Annotated in this window: 18 protein-coding genes; 12 read left to right on the forward strand and 6 right to left on the reverse strand. The window is 71.3% G+C overall.

All coding sequences use genetic code 11. From position 1 onward, the window contains the following. The first annotated feature begins 5 nt into the window (after positions 1-5). From D455_RS34000 to D455_RS0124460, 3 genes are all read left to right on the forward strand, one after another. A complete protein-coding gene (locus tag D455_RS34000) occupies positions 6-149 on the forward strand; it encodes a hypothetical protein (RefSeq protein WP_449289321.1) in 144 nt (47 codons plus the stop codon). A 228-nt stretch (positions 150-377) separates the two neighbouring features. Next, positions 378-2042 carry an energy-dependent translational throttle protein EttA gene (ettA, locus tag D455_RS0124455; RefSeq protein WP_017573307.1) on the forward strand — a complete coding sequence of 555 codons (1665 nt, stop codon included), beginning with the start codon at positions 378-380 and terminating at the stop codon, positions 2040-2042. A gap of 297 nt (positions 2043-2339) precedes the next feature. Beyond that, positions 2340-2861, forward strand: coding sequence for a globin (locus tag D455_RS0124460; RefSeq protein WP_026122939.1), 522 nt, complete (start codon positions 2340-2342; stop codon positions 2859-2861). A 36-nt stretch (positions 2862-2897) separates the two neighbouring features. On the opposite strand, the gene D455_RS0124465 is transcribed toward D455_RS0124460, so the two are convergent. Together D455_RS0124465 and D455_RS0124470 are read right to left on the reverse strand one after the other, a co-directional pair. Further along, on the reverse strand, positions 2898-3338 hold the full coding sequence (locus D455_RS0124465; RefSeq protein WP_017573309.1) for an acyl-CoA thioesterase: 441 nt from the start codon (positions 3336-3338) through the stop codon (positions 2898-2900). Positions 3339-3464: 126 nt separating this feature from the next. Further along, the gene (locus D455_RS0124470) at positions 3465-5558 is read right to left on the reverse strand and encodes a prolyl oligopeptidase family serine peptidase (RefSeq protein ID WP_017573310.1); all 2094 of its coding nucleotides are present in this window, start codon (positions 5556-5558) and stop codon (positions 3465-3467) included. A 378-nt stretch (positions 5559-5936) separates the two neighbouring features. Between D455_RS0124470 and D455_RS0124475 the strand changes: the two genes are divergently transcribed. After that, entirely contained in the window at positions 5937-6437 is a 501-nt protein-coding gene (locus D455_RS0124475; protein ID WP_017573311.1) for an HNH endonuclease, read from the forward strand. Between the two features lie 94 nt (positions 6438-6531). Continuing rightward, positions 6532-6735 (forward strand): FmdB family zinc ribbon protein, encoded by a 204-nt coding sequence (locus D455_RS0124480; protein WP_017573312.1) that lies wholly within the window; start codon positions 6532-6534, stop codon positions 6733-6735. A gap of 40 nt (positions 6736-6775) precedes the next feature. Here the strand turns inward: D455_RS0124480 and ilvD are convergent, their stop codons facing one another. Next, positions 6776-8638, reverse strand: a complete 1863-nt coding sequence (gene ilvD, locus D455_RS0124485; protein WP_083922426.1) for a dihydroxy-acid dehydratase — start codon at positions 8636-8638, stop codon at positions 6776-6778. Between the two features lie 230 nt (positions 8639-8868). Beyond that, complete coding sequence (locus tag D455_RS0124490) at positions 8869-9654, reverse strand: nuclease-related domain-containing protein (protein WP_026122940.1); 786 nt, start codon at positions 9652-9654, stop codon at positions 8869-8871. A 210-nt stretch (positions 9655-9864) separates the two neighbouring features. On the opposite strand from D455_RS0124490, the gene D455_RS0124495 reads away from it, so the two are divergent. Then, the gene (locus D455_RS0124495; RefSeq protein WP_026122941.1) at positions 9865-11301 is read left to right on the forward strand and encodes an amidase; all 1437 of its coding nucleotides are present in this window, start codon (positions 9865-9867) and stop codon (positions 11299-11301) included. A 13-nt stretch (positions 11302-11314) separates the two neighbouring features. Here the strand turns inward: D455_RS0124495 and D455_RS0124500 are convergent, their stop codons facing one another. Further along, on the reverse strand, positions 11315-12601 hold the full coding sequence (locus tag D455_RS0124500; protein WP_017573316.1) for an MFS transporter: 1287 nt from the start codon (positions 12599-12601) through the stop codon (positions 11315-11317). 197 nt (positions 12602-12798) lie between these two features. Between D455_RS0124500 and malQ the strand changes: the two genes are divergently transcribed. Next, positions 12799-14835 (forward strand): 4-alpha-glucanotransferase, encoded by a 2037-nt coding sequence (gene malQ / locus D455_RS0124505; protein WP_026122942.1) that lies wholly within the window; start codon positions 12799-12801, stop codon positions 14833-14835. A gap of 355 nt (positions 14836-15190) precedes the next feature. Here the strand turns inward: malQ and pepN are convergent, their stop codons facing one another. Next, positions 15191-17731, reverse strand: a complete 2541-nt coding sequence (gene pepN / locus D455_RS0124510) for an aminopeptidase N (RefSeq protein ID WP_017573318.1) — start codon at positions 17729-17731, stop codon at positions 15191-15193. Between the two features lie 215 nt (positions 17732-17946). Between pepN and D455_RS0124515 the strand changes: the two genes are divergently transcribed. From D455_RS0124515 to D455_RS0124535, 5 genes are all read left to right on the forward strand, one after another. Continuing rightward, entirely contained in the window at positions 17947-18579 is a 633-nt protein-coding gene (locus D455_RS0124515) for a mycothiol-dependent nitroreductase Rv2466c family protein (RefSeq protein ID WP_017573319.1), read from the forward strand. Between the two features lie 142 nt (positions 18580-18721). Next, complete coding sequence (locus tag D455_RS34645; protein ID WP_017573320.1) at positions 18722-18877, forward strand: hypothetical protein; 156 nt, start codon at positions 18722-18724, stop codon at positions 18875-18877. A 156-nt stretch (positions 18878-19033) separates the two neighbouring features. Continuing rightward, positions 19034-20455, forward strand: coding sequence for an aldehyde dehydrogenase family protein (locus D455_RS0124525; protein WP_017573321.1), 1422 nt, complete (start codon positions 19034-19036; stop codon positions 20453-20455). Positions 20456-20629: 174 nt separating this feature from the next. Beyond that, complete coding sequence (locus D455_RS34650) at positions 20630-20779, forward strand: hypothetical protein (RefSeq protein WP_017573322.1); 150 nt, start codon at positions 20630-20632, stop codon at positions 20777-20779. An 86-nt stretch (positions 20780-20865) separates the two neighbouring features. Further along, on the forward strand, positions 20866-21339 hold the full coding sequence (locus tag D455_RS0124535; protein ID WP_017573323.1) for a ribose-5-phosphate isomerase: 474 nt from the start codon (positions 20866-20868) through the stop codon (positions 21337-21339). Positions 21340-21390: the final 51 nt, after the last annotated feature.

Here is a 21390-nt window from a genome sequence, read left to right on the forward strand (position 1 = left end):
CTGCCCTGGAGGTCGCGCTGGCCGCCGACCCGGGGTACTCCATGGCGGTGCTGATGAGCCGGGCCCTGGCCTGGGGCCTGCCCGTGGAACGCTGGAGGGAGTTCACGCCCCGCTGGCTGCGGGCGAGGAGCGAGCGGCCCGACGAGTGAGCGGGAGACCGGTGGCCCGGCGGGTCCCCTGGTGGTGTGCGGGCGACCGGCCGGGCGGCTGCCCGGGGAAGGAGCCCCCTCAGGGCCCGGCGTACGGGCTCCGGGGGCACCCCTCGGGGCGGAGTGTCCGCCGTCGTCGTCCCGACCCGGCGGGGAGGGCCGTTTTCCCGCCGGGCCGGTCGCCCGCCATGGCGGGGGGGCAACCCCCGACGGCCTAGGCTTGGGGGCATGCCGGAGTACATCTACACCATGAACAACGTGCGCAAGGCGCACGGCGACAAGGTCGTCCTGGACAACGTTTCGGGGTCGTTCCTGCCCGGAGCCAAGATCGGCGTCGTGGGCCCCAACGGTGCGGGTAAGTCGACGCTTCTGAAGATCATGGCCGGCATCGAGCAGCCGTCCAACGGCGAGGCGCGGCTCATGCCCGGTTTCACCGTCGGTCTGCTCGCGCAGGAACCCCACCTCGACCCGGACAAGACCGTCCTGGAGAACGTCGAGGACGGCGTCGCCGAGACCAAGACGATGCTGACCCGCTTCAACGAGATCGCCGAGCAGATGGCGACGGACTACTCCGACGACCTGCTCGAGGAGATGGGCAAGCTCCAGGAGCAGCTGGACCACCGGGGCGCCTGGGACCTCGACAGCCAGCTGGAGCAGGCGATGGACGCGCTGCGCTGCCCGCCCGGCGACGCCTCCGTCACCCAGCTCTCCGGTGGTGAGAAGCGCCGCGTCGCCCTGTGCAGGCTGCTGCTCGAACAGCCCGACCTGCTGCTGCTCGACGAGCCCACCAACCACCTGGACGCCGAGAGCGTGAACTGGCTGGAGCAGCACCTGGCCAAGTACCCGGGCACCATCGTCGCGATCACACACGACAGGTACTTCCTGGACCACGTCGCCACGTGGATCCTGGAGCTGGACCGGGGCCAGTTCTACCCCTACGAGGGCAACTACAGCACCTACCTGGAGACCAAGCAGACCCGTCTGAAGGTCGAGGGCCAGAAGGACGCCAAGAAGGCCAAGCGCCTCAAGGAGGAGTTGGAGTGGGTCCGCTCCAACGCCAAGGCACGCCAGACCAAGAGCAAGGCCCGTCTCCAGCGCTACGAGGAGATGGCCACCGAGGCCGACAAGACCCGCAAGCTGGACTTCGAGGAGATCCAGATCCCGCCCGGCCCGCGCCTGGGCAACACCGTGGTCGAGGTCAAGAACCTCACCAAGGGTTTCGACGACCGCGTGCTCATCGAGGACCTCAGTTTCTCGCTGCCGCCGAACGGCATCGTCGGCGTCATCGGTCCCAACGGTGTCGGTAAGACGACGCTGTTCAAGATGATCGTCGGTGAGGAGACCCCCGACCAGGGCGCGATCAACGTCGGCAACACGGTCGACATCTCCTACGTCGACCAGTACCGGGGCCGTATCGACGACACCAAGAACGTCTGGGAGACGATCTCCGACGGTGAGACCTTCATCGAGGTCGGCAAGGTCGAGATCCCCAGCCGCGCCTACGTCGCCGCGTTCGGCTTCAAGGGCTCCGACCAGCAGAAGTCGGCCGGTGTGCTCTCCGGTGGTGAGCGCAACCGCGTGAACCTGGCGCTCACCCTCAAGCAGGGCGGCAACCTGCTGCTCCTGGACGAGCCCACCAACGACCTGGACGTGGAGACCCTCGGTTCGCTGGAGAACGCGCTGCTGGACTTCCCCGGCTGCGCCGTGATCACCTCCCACGACCGCTGGTTCCTCGACCGCGTCGCCACGCACATCCTCGCGTGGGAGGGCGACGCCTCCTGGTTCTGGTACGAGGGCAACTTCGAGTCCTACGAGAAGAACAAGATCGAGCGTCTGGGCCCCGACGCCGCGCGCCCGCACGCGGTCACCCACCGCAAGCTCACCCGCGACTGAGGGCGAGTCCCGGCGACACGCCCTCCCCGGCCCGTGGCCGGACCATCCGGTCCGGCCACGGGCCGGGCCGTTCGTGGGACCTCACCAGCCGGACCGGGTCACGCGTGCGGCTCCGCTCGCATCCGCGACACCGGTCGGCGGACCGGACGTGGGGACCCTTCCTCCCATGAATCCGCGGTGATGACCGCCTCGGTGACGGGGACGCGGTCGCACCACCCCGGCCGGGAACGGCGCCCGTCTGTTCCCCCACCGTGCGGACCGCTTGTGGGAACGGGGCCGTCGCATACCCTGGGGGCGATGACTTCCGCGCGCGATTCCCAGCAGAGCGCGGGCGACGAGCCCGCGCGCATGACGTTCTACGAGGCCGTGGGCGGTGAGGAGACCTTCACCCGCCTGGTCCGGCGTTTCTACGAGGGCGTGGCCGACGACCCCGTGCTGCGGCCCATGTACCCGGAGGAGGACCTCGGCCCCGCCGAGGAGCGTCTGCGCCTGTTCCTCATCCAGTACTGGGGCGGCCCGCGCACCTACAACGAGCTCAGGGGACACCCACGGCTGCGGATGCGGCACGTCCCGTTCCGCATCGGAGTCACCGAGCGCGACCTGTGGCTCAGGCACATGCGTGACGCCGTGGACTCCCTCGACCTGCCCGAGGCCCTGGAACGCCCGCTGTGGGAGTACATGGTCATGGCCGCGCACAGCATGGTGAACGTCCCCGAGGAGACCACCGCTCCCGAGGTGGCCAACCCGAGGAGGGTGTCGGTCACCACCAGGGACGACGGGGACGACGACGGCGAGGCCGTCACCATCTCCCTGAGGTGACGCCGCCGAGACCGGGGACCCCCGGTCCCCGGGAAGTCAGGCGTAGTCGGCGAGGAAGGCGCGCTCGGTGGCGTTGAGCCGCCGGGCGCTCTGCGTGGGCACGTCGAAGCCGACCAGCACCGTCCTCGCCCGCAGGTACACCCTGGCGTCGTCCAGGATCTCGTAGGCCAGGGTGAAGCTGGCGTTGCGTACCTCGGTCACCCACAGCTCCACGCGCACCGGCTCCGACCGCGGCAGCAGCGGCGCCACGTAGTCCGCCTCCTGCCGGGCCACCACCATGGCGCCGAAGACCTCCTCGCCCTCGACCGCGCCGCCGAAACGCAGGAACGAGATCCGGGCGTCCTCCAGGTAGGTCAGCATCCGCACGTTGTTGACGTGGTGCTGCGGGTCCAGGTCGGCGTAGCGGACCTGCGCGAGGTGCACGTGCCGCCGGGGCGCGGTCGGAGTACCGACGGCTCCGCTCTCGGTCTGTGTCACGTCCGGATCCTCTCGCGCTGTCTGGGGTGTGTCCTCTCGATTGTCTCAACGCGTTCCGGTGGAAGGGGCGGTCCCCGGTGTCCGATTCCTGTGTTGTTGCTCTCCGGACACCGGGGAAGGGGGAGGTCAGCCCACCGAGAGGCCCAGGTGGTGGGCGAGGAAGGCCAGCTGCTCGGAGCTGAGCGCCACACTGCGGCTCACCGACCGCGAGCTGTGCCCCACCTCGGACTCCCGGCGCAGCAGGACCGGCCGCTCCTCGGGCGGGGCCGACGTGGCGTGCTGCATGTACGCGCACAGTTTGCGCGCGTGCAGCGGGTCCACGCGGGTGTCGTTGTCGAACACGGTGAACAGCGTCGCCGGGTAGCGGGTGCCCTCACGCACGTTGTGGTACGGCGAGTAGCCCAGCAACCAGCCCAGCTGCTCGGGGTCGTCGGCGGTGCCGTACTCGACGTTCCACAGCTGACCCAGCCCGAACCGCTCGTAGCGGACCATGTCCAGCAGCGGCGCCGAACAGACCGCGGCGGTGAACAGGTCCGGCCGCTGGGTGACCATGGCCCCCACCAGCAGCCCGCCGTTGCTGCCGCCCATGACGGACAGGTGCTCGGTGTCGGTCACGCCGGTGGCGACCAGGTGCTCGGCCGCCGCGGCGCAGTCGTCGAAGACGTTCTGCTTGTTGGCGAGCATCCCGGCCCGGTGCCACTCCTCGCCCTCCTCCAGGCCGCCGCGCAGGTTGGCGACGGCGTACACGCCGCCCGCGCGCACCCAGGCCAGCGCCACCGCGGAGTAGGAGGGGGTGAGGGGGATCCGGAAGCCCCCGTACCCGTACAGGATGGTCGGTCGGGGCCCCTCGGCGGGCTCCCCGGGCGAGACCACGAGCATGCGCACGGCCGTGCCGTCCCCGGAGGCGTAGGTGACCTGCTCCACGTTCACGTCGGGCAGGTCGATCTCGCCGGGGGCGTCGGCCCACAGCGACACCTCGCCGGAGAGCGCGTCGTAGTGGTACACCGACGAGGGGTGGGTGTTGTCGGTGTAGCCGAACCACGCCTCGTGGCCGCCCTCGGGGCGTTCGACGAGCCCGACCACGGTGCCCAGGCCCGGCATGTCCAGTTCGCCCAGGAACTCGCCGGTGGCCAGGTCGTGCCGGGTGATCTCGCTGATCGCGTGGCGACTCCGGGCGACCAGCAGCTCGGGCCGCGTCAGGTCGGGGCCGTCCAGGACCGCGTACCCCTCCAGCACCGCCTCGGGGTCCTCCGGTACCAGGGTGGTCCAGTTCCCGTACCCGGGGGCGGAGGGGTCGGCCACGCACAGGCGCCCGCGCGGGGCCTCCCGGTCGGTGAACAGGTACAGGCGCCCGTCCCGACCCACGTGCGGGTACAGGGAGGCGTCCACGTTCTCCTGGACCGGGACCAGACGGGGCGCGTCCAGGTTCCCCTCGGACAGGTCGGCGATCCAGGCGTCGGTGGCCGCCGAGGTGCCGCGGTTGGCGAGAAGGACGAGCCAGCGACCGTCCCGGCTCACGACCGGGGTGAAGTACTCGGTCTTGTCGCGGCCCTCGCCGAAGACCAGGGTGTCCTGTTCGGTGGGGGTGCCCAGCCGGTGCAGGTAGACGCGGCGGTGGTAGCTCTCCTCGCCCTCGGGCACCTCCTCCGCGGGCAGCCGCCGCACGTAGTAGAAGGCGGAGGAGTCGGGCAGCCACGCGATCGGACTGTACCGGGCCCGGTCGACGGGGCCGTCCACGAGCTGGCCGCCGTCGACGTCCACGACGCGGAGCACGGACTCCTCGTCACCGCCCTCGGAGAGCTGGTAGGCGAGCAGCCGCCCGGAGTGGTCGGGCCTCCAGGCGTCCAGGGTGGTCAGGCCCTCGGGGTCGAGCGCCCCGGGATCGACCAGGACGCGTTCGGGACCGTCGCCGTCCTGGACGTAGAGCACGCCGTGCTCCTGCTCGGCGGTGCGCCGGACGAAGAAGCGGCGGTCGCCCCGCCACACGGGTGCCCCGACGCCTCCGGCCCCCAGCAGGGAACGCACCTGGTCGGCGAACCAGTCACGTGCTTCGAACCGCGAGGAGACCTCGGCGTACAGGGCGTCCTCCGAGGTGGCCCACTCCTTGGTCTCCGCCGATTCCTCGTCCTCCAACCACCGGTAGGGGTCACCGACCGTGTGTCCGTGCAGGTTCTCGATGATGTCCAGCCGTGCGGCCGGGGGGTAGCGGAGTTCACGCATACTTCGCACTCTATCCACCGCCGTTCCTCCGGGCGTGTCCGGCGCGGCGGCAGGGTGAAACGGGGCGCGATCAGCGCACAATGGGACGGGAAAAGGGATAACACGCGGTTTCTGGGCGGCCCAGCGTAAAATTGGGGTGGCGCCGGAGCGGTCCGAACACGCAAACTGAATGCGGGACGCAACTCGGCGGGACCACCGGGAGGTCCGTGTGGCAAGGCGTACGGAACCACCGATCCGCGGATCGGTGCACAGGGAGGTCTCCTGGCTGGCCGATCGGCTGGCCGGGGAGGAAACACGGCCGTCACGGACGACGGCCGGGGTGACGCGATGAGCGCCCGAGGCAGCCGGGAGGGTGGTACAGGAACCGCCCGCCGCCACGTGCTGCTGCTCAACGCCAGCTTCGAACCACTGACGACACTGCCCCTGCGCAGGGCGATCCTGCTCGTTCTGAGAGAGAAGGCGGAGATCGTCCACCAGGACGACGCGGGCGCGGTACTGCACTCGGCGACACGGTCCTACGACGTGCCGTCGGTCATTCGGCTCCGGCGCTACATCAGCGTCCCCCACGGCCGCAGAGTGCCCCTCACCCGGGTGGCGCTCATGCGGCGCGACCGCCACGTCTGCGGTTACTGCGGGAAGAGGGCCGAGACCATCGACCACGTCATCCCGCGCAGCCGCGGAGGCGCGCACGTGTGGGAGAACGTGGTGGCCGCGTGCAAGCCGTGCAACCACCGCAAGGCCGACAAGTTCCTGGACGAACTCGGTTGGACGCTGCACGTCACCCCCAAGGTGCCCAAGGGTCCCCACTGGCGCCTGATCAACGGTGACCTCCACGGCGACCCCCAGTGGGAGCCGTACATGGCCCATCTGGCGGCCTGAGCCGGCGGAACCGGGACCTGGCGTCCCACCCGGTTCCGCCGCGGACCACCACCGCCCTCCGGCACGTGCCGGAGGGCGGTCGTATCCTGGCGGCATGCCCAGATACGACTTCCGCTGCCGCGAGTGCGGCGACACCTTCGAACTCTCCCGACCGATGGCGCGGGCCGGGGACCCGGCGTCCTGCCCGCAGGGCCACGACGACACGGTACGGCTGCTGTCCACGGTGGCGGTGGGCGGTGTGGCCTCCGCCCCCGCGCCGTCCGGCGGAGGGTGCTGCGGGGGCGGCTGCTGCTCCTGAGGGACGAACGGGGCGGCCCCGCCGGAGCCGCCCCGTCCGCCTACCTCTCGATCTGGGACACGTCGCGCGCCGCGCCGGTCGAGGCCGAGGTCGCCATGGCCGCGTAGGCGCGCAGCGCGGCCGTCACCGGGCGCTGGCGCTCGCGCGGCTGGAACCGGCCCAGTTCCTTGACCAGGCGCTCGCGACGGGTGTCCAGCTCCTCCTCGGAGACCTCCAGCGTGATACCCCGGTTCGGGATGTCGATGCTGATGACGTCGCCGTCCTCCACCAGGGCGATGTCGCCGCCCGCGGCGGCCTCGGGGGAGGCGTGGCCGATGGACAGCCCCGACGTGCCGCCGGAGAAGCGCCCGTCGGTGATGAGCGCGCAGGCCTTGCCCAGGCCGCGGCCCTTGAGGAAGCTCGTGGGGTAGAGCATCTCCTGCATGCCGGGGCCGCCCTTGGGGCCCTCGTAGCGGATGACCACCACGTCGCCGGGCTCGACCCGCTTGCCGAGGATGCCGTCGACGGCGTCCTCCTGGGACTCGAACACCTTGGCGGGGCCGGAGAAGGTCCACAGCTCCTCCTCCACACCGGCCGTCTTGACGATCGCGCCGTCCGGGGCGAGGTTGCCGAACAGCACCGCCAGTCCGCCGTCCTTGGTGTAGGCGTGCTCCACGGAGCGGATGCAGCCCTTCTCCCGGTCGGTGTCCAGGGTGTCCCAGCGCGTGTCCTGCGAATACGCCTTCGTCGTGCGCCTGCCGCCGGGCGCGGCGTGGAACAGCTCCACCGCCTCGGGCGAGACGGTGTCGGAGACGATGTCCCATTCGGCGATGAACTCACCGATCGTCTTGCCGTGCACCGTGGGCAGGGAGGTGTCCAGCAGGCCGCCGCGGGCCAGCTCGCCCAGGATGGCGGGGATGCCACCCGCCCGGTGCACGTCCTCGATGTGGTACTTCTCGGTGTTCGGCGCGACCTTGCACAGGCACGGCACCCGGCGCGAGACCTCGTCGATCTCGGGCAGCCCGAAGCCGACGCCCGCCTCGGTGGCGGCGGCCAGCAGGTGCAGGATCGTGTTGGTGGAGCCGCCCATCGCCACGTCCAGGGCCATGGCGTTGCCGAAAGCCGCGGGGGTGGCGATGGACAGCGGCAGGACGGACTCGTCGTCGCCCTCGTAGTAGCGCCGCGCGGCCTCCACGACCCGGCGTCCGGCGTCCTCGTACAGGGCGCGGCGCGCGGTGTGGGTGGCCAGCACTGTGCCGTTGCCGGGCAGGGCCAGGCCGATCGCCTCGGTGAGGCAGTTCATCGAGTTGGCGGTGAACATGCCCGAGCAGGAGCCACAGGTCGGGCAGGCCGCCTCCTCCATCTCGTCCAGTTCGGTCTGGGAGACGCTCTCGTCGGCCGCGGCGATCATGGGGTTGATCAGGTCCAGCTTGCGGACGGTGGTGGCGGTGCCGTTGACCACCGTGACCTTGCCCGCCTCCATGGGGCCGCCGGAGACGAACACCGTGGGGATGTTCAGGCGCAGGGCGGCCAGCAGCATGCCGGGGGTGATCTTGTCGCAGTTGGACACGCACACCAGTGCGTCGGCGCAGTGCGCGTTGACCATGTACTCGACCGAGTCGGCGATCAGCTCTCGGCTGGGGAGCGAGTAGAGCATGCCGCCGTGGCCCATGGCGATGCCGTCGTCCACGGCGATGGAGTTGAACTCACGGGGGACACCGCCCGCCTCGCGGATCGCCTGGGCGACCACGTCGGACACCTCGCGCAGGTGGACGTGGCCGGGGACGAACTCGGTGAAGCTGTTGGCCACGGCCACGATGGGCTTGCCGAAGTCCTCACGCTCCACGCCGGTGGCGCGCATGAGGGCGCGGGCTCCCGCCATGTTCCTGCCGTGTGTGACCGTGCGTGAGCGTAGGGCTGGCATGGGGTGGACTCCCATCGTTACGGGTGTTTCCCCTCGATGGTAGCCCTTCGGAGCACCGGTCTGGTCTCGTATGAGAAGACGGGGCATCCGGATCGTGAGACGAGCGTGGCGGGTCGGCGCGGCGGGTGCCCAGGTCGGCGGCCGGGAGGGCCCGGACGCGGGAAAGGCCCGGGTGCCACGGCGCTGTGGTCCGTCCCGGGCCCGTACGGCGTTGGGGGGCGTGGTGTTCGTCAGTACCTGGGCGGCAGGGCCTTCTCCGCCGCCTGGTAGATCTCCTCGATCTCGGTCTCGGTCAGGCGGTCCCGGCCGGTACGCAGCCATTTGCGGACCCGGGTCCCGGTGATGATGTCCACACCCCGCAGCCGGTGGCTGTCCCAGGGCATGGTGGGGCCGTAGATGGCCAGCGACGCGCGCACCTTGATCTCGCGTCCCAGGGCGTTGTTGATCAGTTCCTCCGCTCGTTTGGCCTCCTCCAGCGCCTCGTCGATCCGATCGTTCTTGTTGAAGCGCCCGTGGTAGAGCTGCTCCAGCTTGTTGCGCAGCGGCAGGCGCTTGTCCCACGACTCGGAGTCGATCGCGAACGCGCCGCGCCGACCCACGATGAAGTGGTCGATCTGGCCGTTGCCGCCGGGGACGGAGCGGGCGTGCAGGACGCGGTAACCGAGTCGCTTCATCACCTTGAGCTGGGCCTCGGTCCTGCGCTGTGCCGCCGAGGGCCTGCGCCACCGGGGGATCTCCGACTCGCGCCGGGAGGCGTGGACCATCATCCCGACCAGGACGATGATTCCGAAGGTGACACCGATCCGCCAGTCACTCGTGAGCAGACCGGTCAGGACGGACACCACGGTCGCGACGCCGCCGCGCAGGGTCCACCTGCGGACGGACTGGTTCGACCGGAGACTGCCGTAGACCGCGCGCGTGCCCGAAGTGTCGTTTTTCTTTCTTTGGTTGGGGAAGAAGAGGGTTTCGGGCCTTTTCGGGTCCGACCCCTCGGATGACGGAGTGCTGCCGTTCACTGTGGTTGCCGATTTCACGTCGGACAGGTTAGTTCCATCCATATCCGAGTCCTAGTGCATTACTTCTCACACTTTTCTTCCCTCGTTCCTCAGCCGACATGCGTGTTCGGCGGCCCAGGACAGGGAATGATCACCTTTCGGTCAGGTTCTCTGGAGAAGTGCGTCCCATCCTCGTGGTGCCCCGGGACGTGCCCGCTAACCTGGCTCGGCATGACCCAGATCCATCACCTTCCGGCCCACCGTCTCGTGGCGATGGTCCACAGTCGTGAACTGTCTCCCACTGAGATTGCTGAGCACTGCCTGGACCGGATCGAGAGGTATGACCACCTCTTCGGTGCGTACATTACGGTCACTCCGGAAAAGGTGCTTGAACAAGCCCGCTACGCGCAGAAGCGTGTGATGAGCGACACGCCCGACGCTCTGCCGCCCCTCCTCGGGCTTCCCGTGCCGGTCAAGGACCTCGATCCGGTCGCCGGGGTACGGATCACCCACGGATCAACGGTCTTCCGCGACGCCGTCTCGCCGATCGACTCCGACATGGTCGCCCGACTCCGTGCCGCGGGCGCCGTCATCCCGGGGAAGACCAACACGCCCGAGTTCGGTTCGAGCTGCTACACCGAGAACGCCGTCGCCCCGCCCTCACGCAACCCCTGGAACACCGACCTGTCCCCGGGCGGCTCCAGCGGAGGCGCCGCCGCGGCCGTCGCCGCCGGACTCGCCCCCGTGGCCCAGGGCAGCGACGGGGGCGGATCCATCCGCATCCCCGCCAGCGCGTGCGGGCTCTTCGGCCTCAAACCCACCCGCGGCCGGATCTCCGGGGCACCCAAACCCGACCTCGTGGGCCTGTCCACCGCCGGTCCCCTCACCCGCGACGTCCGGGACGCCGCCCTCCTCCTGAACGTCATGTCCGGTCCCGGTCCCGGCGACCACTTCGCCGCCCCGCCCCTGCCGCCGGGGGAGACCTTCACCGACCACGTGGACCGCGAACCCGGCCGCCTGCGCATCGGGTGCTACGCCACCACCGGCTCCGCCGGGATCCCCGTCCACCCCGACGTCCTGTCCGCCCACGAGGAGACCGTCCGCCTCCTGACCGACCTCGGCCACGAGGTGGAGGAGGTCCCCACCCCCGGGGACGCCCACTTCGGCGGCTCCTTCATGGAGGACTTCCAGGTGCTCTGGGAGGCCATGGCCTCGGCCACCCCCGTCGATCCCGAACGCGAGGCCGAACTCAGCCCCCTCAACCAGTGGCTGCGCGAGCGCGCCCGCGCCACACCCGTTCCCGCCCACATCGCCGCCTGCGCCCGCCTCCAGAGGGGTGTGCGCTCCCTGGTCGCCGCGACCGAACCGTTCGACGCCGTACTCTCGCCCACGCTGGCCGCGCCCCCGGTCCCGGTCGGCCACTTCACCGGCGGCGGCCCGGAGGAGGAGTTCGCGCGGATGACCGCGTTCACGCCGTTCACCTCGGTCCACAACGTCTCGGGGCAGCCGTCGGTCAGCGTTCCCCTGCACTGGTCGCGCGAGGGGCTGCCGATCGGCGCCATGCTCACCGGACGCGTGGGAGGCGAGGGCACCCTGCTCTCCCTGTCCGCGCAACTCGAACGCGCCCGGCCGTGGGCGCACCGCGTCCCACCCCGATGGAACGGCTGAACGCCGACGCCCCTCAGCGGGGGGCCGGGCCCAGGGCGCCCTGCGCCACCGCCGGGCCGTCCCCGGCCGGTTCGGCGGTCTCCCCCTCCGGAGCCGCCTCCGGCCGGGGCACGGGAACGAAGGGGCTCAACAGCGCCGCCACCAGGATCAGCACCGCCGCGCCCAGCACACCGCCCGCGATCCCCATGAGGTCGATCAGTCCACCGCTCAGCGGACTGGCCACCGCGCCGCCGACACCCATGGCCGTGGCCATCCACCCGAACGCCTCGGCCCGCCGCCGCGTGGGGGCCAGGTCTCCCAGGCGGCTCATCACCGCCGCCAGGGTCGGTGCCAGCGCCATACCGGACAGGAACAGCAACGGTGTGACCAGCAGCGGGGTGGGCAGGTGCGTGACCGGCGGCACGAACGGCACCAGCACAGCCACACCCAGCGCGGAACCGAAACAGCGCAGCACCAGACGGGGACGGCCGCGCAGCCCGCCCGCGACCGCGCCGCCCACGAGGGAGCCCAGCGCCCACACCGAGGCCAGCACCATCACGTACTGCGGTGCGTTGAGCTCGTTGGCCCACGCCACGAGGACCAGGTCGACCCCCATGACCCCGCTGATCATCAGAAGGCACATGAGGAACAGCAGCACCAGGGCCGGGTGGCGCAGCAGAGTCCGGCGGGGCCCCTGCTCCACCTCCTCGGCGTCACCGTCGTCGGGCGCGGGCCCGGCCACCCCGGCCCGCCGCAGCGCGAGGGCGAACCCGGCCGCGCCCAGCAGCGCCAGTACCGCCAGCAGAACCATCGCCCACCGCGCACCGGCGAAGGCCACCACGGCCGCGGTCAGGATGGGGGAGAAGACGAACAACAACTCCTGGGTGGTCGCCTCCGCCGCGTAGATCGCCTGCCGTTCCGGGCCGCGTGTCATCCGTGGCCACAGCGACCGCACGATCTGGTTCGCGGGTGTCCCGAACAGCCCGGTACCGAGAGCCAACGGGAGCGACAGCCACCACAGTGACTCAGGAAGCAGCACCAGGCCCAGCATCCCCACGCTGAACACCACAGCGCACGTCAGCACCAACCGGTCGGTGCCGCCGCGGTCGGCCATCCGGCCGCGCAGCGGACCCACCAGCGCGGCTCCCAGGGGGAAGGCGCCCGCGACCAGCCCCGCCAGGGCGTAGGAGCCGGTCCACCCCTCCACCAGGAAGGTGACCGCGATCATCTGACCCGGCATGTAGAAACGCGCGATCAGGGACCAGGCCAGCAGGGAGAGGACATGGGGGACGGCGAAGAGCCGCCGGTAGTTCGCGAGCACACCTTCGATTATGCAGACGGCACCGACGTTCGGCGAGGTGATGAACGTCCTGTGCAGGACGTCCGTCCGTACGCGCGGAGCCGTCCGGCGACGCTGTGCCCGGTGACCGTTATCGGCCAGTACTCCGGGCACGTTCTGGTCCCACGCCGGGACGGCCTCCGGTGTACGGAGTCCCTGGTAGGGCATGATCGGATGCTGTGAGGGACGTTCAGCTTGCACGGTTGGCCGAGCAGCACGGAGTCGCGACGACCTATGAGGACTGGCGGGGGCGGAGGGTCCCGGTCAGCCCCGACACCATCCGCCATGTCCTGGCGGCCCTGGGCGTGGACCCGGAGTCACCGGACACCGCGGTCCCCCGCGGGCCGCTGCCACCGGCGGGCGTCCTGCGCGAGGGCAAGGCACCCGACCTCGTCCTGCCGGAGGGGGCGCGCGGCGCCGTCGAGACCTCCGACGGCTCCCTGCTGCCCTTCGACCCCGGACTGCCGACGGGCGTGCACACCCTGCGCGTCACCGACGACGGCGCCGAGCACGACGCGCCCCTGCTCGTGGTCCCCGACCGCATCGAACCCAGCGCGCTCAGGGACAATCCGCGCCTGTGGGGGATCATGGCGCAGGTCTACAGCGTGCGCTCCCGTGCCTCCTGGGGCACCGGTGACCTGCGTGACCTCGCCGAACTCGCCGACTGGAGCGCGCGCGACCTGGGCGCCGACTTCGCCCTGATCAACCCGATGCACGCCACCGAGCCGCGCACCCCGGTGGAACCCTCGCCCTACCTGCCGGTCAGCCGCCGCTACGCCAGTCCCCTCTACATCCGTATCGAGGACGTGCCCGAGTACGCCCGGCTCGACCCCGCCCAGCGCGAGGGCATCCAGCGCCTGGCCCGGCCGCTGCGCGAACGCGGACGCACCGCTGACCTGCTCGACCGCGACTCCGTGTGGGAGGCCAAACGCGCCGCCCTGGAGGTGCTCTTCGAGGTGCCCAGGGCGCCCGGACGGGAGGCGGCCCTACGCGCCTACCTGGAGCGCGAGGGACGGCCCCTGGTGGAGTTCGCCACCTGGTCGGCCCTGGCCGAGGAGCACGGCACCGACTACCGGACCTGGCCCCACCGGCTGCGCGACGTCCACACCCGCGCCGTCGGTGAGGACGCCCTGCGCCGGTGGCCCGCGGTGGAGTTCCACCGGTGGCTCCAGTGGATCCTCGACGAACAGCTCGCACAGGCGCAGATGACCGCCGAGGCCGGGGGGATGGGCGTCGGCATCGTGCACGACCTGGCGATCGGCGTGCAGGCGGGCGGCGCCGACGCGTGGATGTACGGCGACGCGCTCGTACCCGGTCTGCACGTGGGGGCGCCGCCGGACGAGTTCAACCAGCGGGGCCAGGACTGGGGGCAGCCGCCCTGGCATCCGCGACGCCTGGCCGAGCTGGGCTACGACCCGTTCCGGCAGATCCTCGCCCAGACGCTCCGCCATGCGGGAGGCGTCCGGGTCGACCACGTCATGGGCATGTTCCGCCTGTGGTGCGTGCCCGAGGGCGCCTCCGCCGACGAGGGCACCTACGTGAGGTACGACCACGAGGGCATGGTGGGCACGCTCGCCCTGGCCGCCCAGCGGGCGGACGCCGTCGTCATCGGGGAGGACCTGGGAACCGTGGAGCCGTGGGTGCGTGGGCACCTCGCCGACCGCGGGGTCCTGGGCACGTCCGTGCTGTGGTTCGAGCAGGACTCCAAGGGGCGGCCGCGTCCGCCCGGGGAGTGGCGCACCGACTGCCTGGCCACGGTCGCCACCCACGACCTGCCCCCGGTGGTGTCGTTCCTGTCCACCGAGCACGTGGAACTGCGCGACCGGCTGGGGCTGCTCGGGCGCCCGGTGGAGGAGGAACGCGCCGACGTCGAGGCCAGGGTGGAGCGGTGGCGGGAACTCCTGGTGGAGCTGGGGCTGCTCGACGACGACGTCGACCCGGTGACCGACCCGGCCGCCGTCGTGGCGGCCATGCACGCCTACCTGGCGGCCACACCCGCCCGCATGATCGGGGTCGCGCTCACCGACGTGGTGGGGGACCGACGGATGCAGAACCAGCCCGGCACCAGCGACGAGTACCCGAACTGGCGCATCCCGCTCACCAGCGGCGAGGGGGAGCCGGTGCTCGTGGACGAACTGCTCGCCGACCCGCGCATGGTGGCGCGCATCCGGCGGACCCTCGGTCCGGTCGGCGGAGGGCGGGGACGCGCCCTCTAGGCGGACGGGGCCGCGCCCTCCAGACGGCACGTGTGCCGAGGCACGCTCTCCAGACACGGCCGGAAAGGCGCACAGGCACGCCCTTGTTCGCCGCGACCCCGTACTCGTAGCTCGACGCTCCGTCCCCGCCACAAGTACAGGATCGGCGCGGGTGGAACCCCGTGCAGCCACACCGGCGACGTCTCCGGCCGGGCCATGGGCGGGGGTTCTCCGGGGGCTCCGGCCCTCCTCGCCGCCCTCCGCCGCCCCCGACGGACGGCCTCCGGCCGCGGGTGCCCGCCCTCTGCGCCATCCGCCCCGCCACCGTGTCGGGCGGCGGGGCGGAGGACACCTCCTCCGGGAGGCCGTTCCCCGACTACTCCCGCCGCTCGCCCGCGGCGATGTCGGTGGCCCGGGCGCGCAGGGCGCGCTCCACCCCGGCCCGGCCCTCGATCAGCAGGCGGCGCAGCGCCGGGGCGGGGTCGGCCTCGGCGATGTAGGCGTCCGTGCGCTCCAGCGTCGCCTCCTCCACCAGACCGCTCGGGTACACCACCTCGGCGAAGGTCTGCGCGAACTCGCCCGTCCACTTCTCCCAGGCCGGGCCCAGCTGCGCGAAGTACCGGTCCACGTACGGCCGGTACAGCTCGGCCTGGCCGGGCTCGGTGAAGCCCAGCAGGACCGCGCGGAACTCGGCGTTGGCCAGTTCCTCGCCCACGATCCGCTCCCAGGCGGCGGCCTTGGCCTCGGCCGTGGGGATCGCGGCCCGGGCACCGGCGGCGTGCCGCTGCCCCGCGGCCGTCGGGTCCAGCTCCAGCTCGGCGGCGATCTCCGTCTCTCCGGCCTTGCCCGACGCGACCAGGCGGCGCAGCAGAGTCCACCGCAGGTCGGTGTCCACCACCAGGCCGTCCACGGTGATCGCGCCGTCCAGCAGGCCCCGGAGCAGCGACAGGTGGGCGTCACCCGTCGCCGCGGCGGCCAGCGCGTTGGCGTAGGCCAGCTGGAGGTCCCCGCCCGGCTCGGCGGAGGTCAGCAGCTCGCGCAGCCGCTCGGNCTCGAAACCGAACGGACGCCACGCCGGGTCCGCGTACATGTGCAGCGCCGCGGTGGCCTGGCGCAGGAGGGTCTGGGCGACCATGACGTCGTCCACACCGCTGATCCCGGAGATGACCAGGGCGACGTAGTCGCGGGCGGCCATCTCGCCGTCACGGGTCATGTCCCAGGCGGCGCCGAAGGCCAGCGCGCGGGGCAGGGACTCGCGGATCTCGCCGACGCCCTCCACCACGGTGCGCAGGGAGCGCTCGTCCAGACGGATCTTGGTGAAGGTGAGGTCGTCGTCGTTGATCAGGACCAGGTCCGGCCTGGCGAGGCCGACCAGCTCCGGCACCTCGGTGCGCTCACCGCTGACGTCCAGCTCCACGCGCTCGCGGCGCACGATGCCCTCGTCGGTGCGGTCGTACAGGCCGATCGCCAGGCGGTGCGACCGCAGCGTCGGGTGCTCGGCGGCGGCCTCCTGGAGCACGGCGAACGAGGTGAAGCGGCCCTCGGCGTCCACCTCGAACTCCGGACGCATCGTGTTGACGCCCGTGGTCTCCAGCCAGTCGCGTGACCAGCCCGACAGGTCGCGGCCCGAGGCGGCCTCCAGGTGCTTGAGCAGGTCCTTGAGCTCGGTGTTGCCGAAGGCGTTCTCCTTGAAGTAGGCGCGCACGCCCGCGAAGAACGAGTCCACGCCCACGTAGGCCGCGAGCTGCTTGAGCACCGAGGCGCCCTTGGCGTAGGTGATGCCGTCGAAGTTGACCTCGACCGCCTGGATGTCGACCATGTCGGCGGCGACCGGGTGGGTGGAGGGCAGCTGGTCCTGGCGCAGCGCCCATCCCTTCTCCACGTTCGCGAACGTCGTCCAGGCGTCGGTCCACCGGGTGGCGTTGGCCTGGCAGTACACGCTGGCGTAGGTCGCGAACGACTCGTTCAGCCACAGGTCGTCCCACCAGCGCATGGTGACCAGGTCACCGAACCACATGTGCGCCATCTCGTGCAGGATCGTCTCGGCGCGGCGCTCGTAGCGGGCGTCGGTGACCCGGGAGCGGAAGACGTAGTCCTCCAGGAACGTCACCGCGCCCGCGTTCTCCATGGCACCGGCGTTGAACTCGGGCACGAACAGCTGGTCGTACTTGCCGAACGGGTACCGCAGGTCGAACAGGCCGTGGAAGAAGTCGAAGCCCCGCTTGGTGATGTCGAAGAGCTCGTCCGCGTCCAGGTGGTCGGCCAGCGATGCGCGGCAGTACAGGCCCAGCGGGATGCCGTCGTGCTCGTCGCGCACCACGTGGTAGGGGCCCGCGATCAGCGCGGTGATGTAGGTGGACATCACCGGAGTGGCCGGGAAGTGCCAGCGCACCCGCTCCTCGCCCGCCGCCTCGCGCTCCACGTCGGGGGCGCTGTTGGACACGACCTCCCACGACGGGGGAGCGAACACCGTCAGCTCGAAGGTCGCCTTGAGGTCGGGCTGGTCGAAGCACGCGAACATGCGGTGCGCGTCGGCCGTCTCGAACTGGGTGTACAGGTACACCGACTCGTCGACCGGGTCCACGAACCGGTGCAGGCCCTCGCCGGTGCGCATGTAGGCGGCGTCGGCGACCACCGTCAGCTCGTTGTCCCCCGCCACCTCGGGAAGGACCAGGCGCTCACCGTCGAACAGCTCGGCCGGGTCCAGATCGGTGCCGTTCAGCGTCGCCGTGAGCACCTTGGGGGCGGCGAGCTCGACGAACGTCCGCGACCCCGGCTCCGAACTGGAGAAACGGATCACGGTGGTGGACCGGAAGGTCTCGGCACCGGTGGTCAGGTCCAACTCCACGGCGTAGGAGTCGACGCTGAGAATCCGCGCCCGCTCCCGAGCCTCGTCCCGTGTCAGGTTCCCTGCCACGCCACGCTCCCTCCACGGCCGCCGTCGTCGCCGGCCGGATCGTTGCCGACCACGGCGAGTCCGCCGCCTGGGGTGGAACGTCGTCCGGGGCCGGGGGTCGTCTTCAACTCGGCACGATCCTGCCACGCGCCGAGGCGGAATGCGCAACCGATGACCGGGGTTGCACTCCTACGACCCCAAGTGCGAGTCCCTTTGTCACCATCCGAGGAGCTTCGATGACGCAGACCCCCATCCCCGGCGAGCGGGAGACCGAGTACGCGGACATGTGGTTCGACCCCGCGTGCCCGTGGGCCTGGATCACCTCGCGCTGGCTCGTCGAGGTGGAGAAGGTGCGGCCGGTCCGCGTGCGCTGGCACGTGATGAGCCTGGGCGTGCTCAACGAGGGCCGGGACCTGCCCGAGGAGTACCGCGCGTCCATCGACGCGTCCTGGGAGGCGGTGCGGGTGTGCATCGCGGCCGAGCAGCGTTTCGGCGCGGAGGTCCTGGGCGGCCTGTACACCGCCCTGGGCACCCGTTTCCACAACAACGGCGAGCCGCGCACCACGGACACGATCCGCGCGGCGCTGGCCGACGCCGGTCTGCCCGAGGAGCTGGCCGACGCGGGCTCGGAGACGAGCCGCGACGAGGCCCTGCGCGCCTCGCACGCGGAGGCGATGAAGCTGGTCGGCGAGGACGTCGGCACCCCCGTCGTCCAGGTGGGTGACGTGGCCTTCTTCGGCCCGGTCCTCACCCCCATCCCGCGTGGTGAGGAAGCCGGGAAGCTCTGGGACGGCGTCCTGCTGGTCGCCGGGACCGACGGGTTCTTCGAGCTCAAGCGGACCCGTACCCGGGGCCCCGTCTTCGACTGACCCGCGACCTCCGGATCCGCGGACCCGCCCCACGGGCTCTCCCGGTGGGGCGGGCGCCGTGGCGTGCGAACCCGGTGCACACTGGAGGCGGACACCAGCGGCGGGAGCGGCCCCGCCGGAACACAGGAAGGGGGAGGGGACCGTGCCCGGACCCGACGACGAGCGCAGGGTCGACTTTCTCGACGACCTCGACATCCTGCCCGACACCACCAGCGACGAGAACGGGCCCGGCTGGGGCGACCCCGACGACGACTCCACCGCGCGGCTGATGGCCGAGCGCCCGCCGCACTGGGACTGACCCGCCCGCCCGCCGGGGGCGCTTCGCGCCTGGGCGGGCTACCCCCCAACGGTCGGCCTCCGGCCGCGGTACCCGCCTTCCCCGCGCATCGGGGAAACCACCGGGGCGCGTCGCCGGGCTGGTCAACCCGAATCCCGTTCTGCGAAAGTGGGGTCCATGCGATCCCTCTACATCGACGGCGCCTGGCGCGACTCCGCCTCCAGTGATGCCCTGGACGTGGTCAACCCGGCGACCGAACAGGTCATCGACACCGTTCCGGCCGGAGCCACCGAGGACGTCGACGCCGCGGTCGAGGCCGCCGCCTCGGCCCTCCCGGCCTGGGCCGCGCTCACACCCGGGCAGCGCGTCACCCACCTGGCCAAGGCCCTGGAACTGTTCAACGCCCGTATCGACGACATCGCCGCGGACCTCACCCGCGACATGGGCGCCCCGACCGGGTTCGCCCGCAAGGTCCAGGCGGGCCTGCCCGCCGTCATGTTCCAGACCTACATCGACCTGGTCGAGGAGGCCGGCGAGCGCTACTTCGGCGGTGAGAGGGTGGACAACTCGCTCATCGTGCGCGAACCCGTCGGCGTCGTCGGCGCCATCACCCCGTGGAACTACCCGCTCCACCAGATCGTGCTCAAGGTCGTCCCCGCCCTCCTGGCGGGCAACACCGTCGTCCTCAAGCCCAGCGAGGTCGCCCCGCTCAGCGCCTACGCCCTCACCGGGGTGTTCCACGACGCGGGCCTGCCCGCGGGCGTGTTCAACCTGGTGTCGGGCACCGGCCCGGTCGTCGGCGAGGCCATCGCCGCGCACCCCCGGGTGGACATGGTGTCCTTCACCGGCTCCACCCGCGCCGGAACCCGGGTCAGCCAGGTCGCCGCGGAGACCGTCAAGAAGGTCGCACTGGAACTGGGCGGCAAGTCCCCGAACGTCATCCTGCCCGGCGCCGACCTCGCCAAGGCGGTCAAGCGCGGTGTCGCCGACGTCATGCGCAACACCGGCCAGAGCTGCAACGCGCTCACCCGCATGCTGGTGCACCGCGACTCCTACGAGGAGGCGGTCTCCCTGGCCGCCGAGTCCGCGGCCAAGTACGTTCCCGGTGACCCCGAGGACGAGGCCACCCGCATGGGCCCCCTGGTCTCGGCGGCGCAGCTGGAGAAGGTCCGCTCGTACGTGGCGCTCGGTGTGGAGGAGGGCGCCCGCCTGGTCACCGGCGGCCCCGAACCGGTCGAGGGCCGCCCGACCGGCTACTACGTCAGCCCGACCATCTTCGCCGACGTGAGCAACGACATGCGCGTCGCCCAGGAGGAGATCTTCGGCCCCGTGCTGGTCCTCATCCCCTACGACACGGAGGAGGAGGCGGTCGCGATCGCCAACGACACCGTGTACGGGCTCAACGCCGCCGTCTGGGCCGGTGACTCCGAACAGGCCCTGGCCGTCGCCCGGCGCCTGCGGGCCGGACAGGTCGAGGTCAACGGAGGCGCGCTCAACCCCCGCGCCCCCTTCGGCGGCTACAAGCGCTCAGGCAACGGCCGCGAGTGGGGCCTGCACGGCCTGGAGGAGTTCTGCGAGGTCAAGGCCGTCCAGATGTGACGTTCCCCCTCCGGGGCGTCCTCCGCCCGGGACGGGCCGGGGACGCCCCGGATGTGCGCGGACTCATGGGCCCCGGGGCCTCTCGTCAGGAATCGGCCCCGGTGAGAACCGCGTTGTGTGGTGTGGAAAAATTCTGACGGGATACCCCTGGTCGAACCCCGAACGAGGTGTGAGTTGAGCAACAAGCCCGCGGTCTCCAAGGCAGGCCCTCTCGGTAAGGACATCAAGGCGATCGTCCTGTACAACGTGATCGCCATCGGTTCCATGGCGATCTTCGCCGTCCTCGGGCTGAGCGTCGCCGCCGCGGCCTCCGCCGGCCTCTGAGGGACCCGAGTGCCACCAGCGCCCCGCTCCGCGTCCGCGAGCGGGGCGCTGCGTCTGTCACCGCCGTGACCTGCCAGACTGGACCCGTGCGTGTTTACCTTGGATCAGATCATGCGGGCTACGAGCTCAAAGAACACCTCGTCTCCTGGCTGAAGGAGCACGGCCACGACGTCGTCGACGCCGGTCCCTCCGCCTACGACGCCGCGGACGACTACCCGCCCTTCGTGCTGCGTGCCGCCGAGGGCGTCGCCTCCGACCCGGGTTCCCTGGGCGTCGTCGTCGGCGGCTCCGGCAACGGCGAGCAGATCGCCGCGAACAAGGTCAGGGGAGTGCGTTCCGCCCTGGCCTGGAGCGAGGAGACCGCCCGCCTGGCGCGCGAGCACAACGACGCCAACGTGCTCGGCATCGGCGCCCGGATGCACTCCCCGGAGGAGGCCACCAGGTTCGTGGAGGTCTTCCTCACCACCCCGTACAGCGACGAGGAGCGGCACACCCGCCGTATCGCGATGCTGACGGCCTACGAGGAGACCGGCGACCTTCCGCCGCTTCCCGGGGCGTGACCGCCACGACGGTGTGACGGGGAGGTTCCGGGAAGCGCGTTTCCGGAGCTC

It is taken from the genome of Nocardiopsis halotolerans DSM 44410, assembly GCF_000341065.1.
Classification (GTDB): Bacteria; Actinomycetota; Actinomycetes; order Streptosporangiales; family Streptosporangiaceae; genus Nocardiopsis; species Nocardiopsis halotolerans.

Bases quoted from the DNA above. Each gene is read 5' to 3' on its own strand.
- ettA (WP_017573307.1), top strand. From the start codon at position 378: ATGCCGGAGTACATCTACACCATGAACAACGTGCGCAAGGCGCACGGC.
- D455_RS0124515 (WP_017573319.1), top strand. From the start codon at position 17,947: ATGACGCAGACCCCCATCCCCGGCGAGCGGGAGACCGAGTACGCGGAC.
- D455_RS0124495 (WP_026122941.1), top strand. From the start codon at position 9,865: ATGACCCAGATCCATCACCTTCCGGCCCACCGTCTCGTGGCGATGGTC.
- D455_RS0124525 (WP_017573321.1), top strand. From the start codon at position 19,034: ATGCGATCCCTCTACATCGACGGCGCCTGGCGCGACTCCGCCTCCAGT.
- D455_RS0124480 (WP_017573312.1), top strand. From the start codon at position 6,532: ATGCCCAGATACGACTTCCGCTGCCGCGAGTGCGGCGACACCTTCGAA.
- D455_RS0124460 (WP_026122939.1), top strand. From the start codon at position 2,340: ATGACTTCCGCGCGCGATTCCCAGCAGAGCGCGGGCGACGAGCCCGCG.
- D455_RS0124470 (WP_017573310.1), bottom strand. From the start codon at position 5,558: ATGCGTGAACTCCGCTACCCCCCGGCCGCACGGCTGGACATCATCGAG.
- ilvD (WP_083922426.1), bottom strand. From the start codon at position 8,638: ATGCCAGCCCTACGCTCACGCACGGTCACACACGGCAGGAACATGGCG.